The following is a 1,483-nucleotide window of genomic DNA, read 5'->3' on the forward strand; positions in this document are numbered from 1 at the left end:
GGTGCATGTGTGTTCGGCGTGGATGGTGCCTTGGAGGGTGTTGGCGGTTATTCGTTCGGCGTCGCGGTAGATGAGGTGTTGGTTGCGGGTGAGGGTGTAGGTCCATTGGCCGTTGATGAGGGCGGCGATTTCTGCGGCGCGGTTGGGTAGTGGGGTGGCGTTGACGCGGGCGGGGATTCCGTCGTCGAGGGCGGTGAGGAGGGCTGTCCGGCAGCGGGGGCAGCGGGTTTCGGTGGCGGAGGTGGAAGTGAGGTGTTGGGTCACGTCGACTCCTCGCTGCTGGGTTTGCAGGTTTTGCTGGGTTTCTGGTGGCCATCTCGGGTGAGTGGGCCCACGGATTCGTTACGCTCTGTAGCTGAGCGATTCCCCGGGCGCGCGCGGGGGAGGAAAACAAACCCTGCAAACCCTGCAAACCCAGCAGTCATGGTTGGCTCCTGTCCTGGTTTGTCCGGATCTGCCACTGGTTGATACCCTCGCGGTCCTTGCCGACACACCGGACTGCTAGATCGCCAGCCCATCGCCCTTCCCGGTTGGTAAGCCATCGTCCGAGCGACTTGCTGATCCCCACTGGCCCCTTCGGATGCTTTGATGCCCTCGCGGCCAGCTCGTCTGGGAGCGCCTCGGCGGAGATCGGCCCGGGGGTGATGAGGTTGCCGGTGTCGACGTCGCCGAGTAGCTCCTTGGCCGTCCAGATCCGGTCCTTGTACGCCTTGAAGACGGCCGCGAGGAATATCGACCATTCGTCGTCATCGGTACCGACTTCGACTTGAGTGGAGACGTCGTCGAATCGCCCGTCGATTCCAGCGACCGACAGGATTCCTTCGACATTGCGAATCCATCGCGCGTAGCTGTCACTGGCCCGCTCGACCGGTAGCGGTTTTCCGGCAGCCACCCATGCTCGTACCAGTGTGAGTAGTGCGCAGAGTAGTTCTCCGCGCCGTTCTTTGACCCACGTTTCGAGGTTGCGAATGGCGAAGCCGGTGCGGAGTTCGGGGTTGGGTTGTCCGGGGTCGATGATGGTGCGGATGGTGCGGCGTGGCAGGTCGCCACCGATGCTGATGTTGTTGCCGGTGACGGTCCAGAGGCGGTCGTTGGTGGAGCGGGTCCAGGCGGTGGAGCCTAGCGGTCGGTCGTCCCAAAGCTCGGTGGTGAGCAGCCCGGCCAGGGTGCTGCTTTTCAACGCGCCGCTGACGTTGTCGAGGACGACGACGGGGCCGGTGGTGATGGACAGGATGGCGGTGATCTGCTTGCGTAGCTCGGTGTCGTCGTCGGGCATTTCGGCGCGGAACACGCCGCCGTGGATGTGGCGGGAGAGGTTGGCCAGCAGCGTTTTGCCGGAGCCGGGTTGATGGGCTTCGATGGCGTGCAGCTTGTATGGCGGTGGGGTGAGCGCCCGTAGGAGTGGGGTGAGCAGCGCACCGAGGTAGTTGGCCCGGTAGTGCTCGGAGACGAATGGGAAGCCGTCGATCATTTCTAGGAGCAG

The 1,483-nt window shown here is 63.9% G+C and carries 2 protein-coding genes; both read right to left on the bottom strand.

Annotated features, from left to right (window positions below):
- The coding region (locus tag K228_RS0124930; protein ID WP_029723983.1) for a hypothetical protein at positions 1–264 on the bottom strand (264 nt) is incomplete at its 3' end.
- A gap of 157 nt (positions 265–421) precedes the next feature.
- A partial coding sequence (locus tag K228_RS29090) for a hypothetical protein (RefSeq protein WP_223160767.1) occupies positions 422–1,483 on the bottom strand: 1,062 nt, incomplete at its 5' end.

Source organism: Salinispora cortesiana (assembly GCF_000484695.1).
Classification (GTDB): domain Bacteria; phylum Actinomycetota; class Actinomycetes; order Mycobacteriales; family Micromonosporaceae; genus Micromonospora; species Micromonospora cortesiana.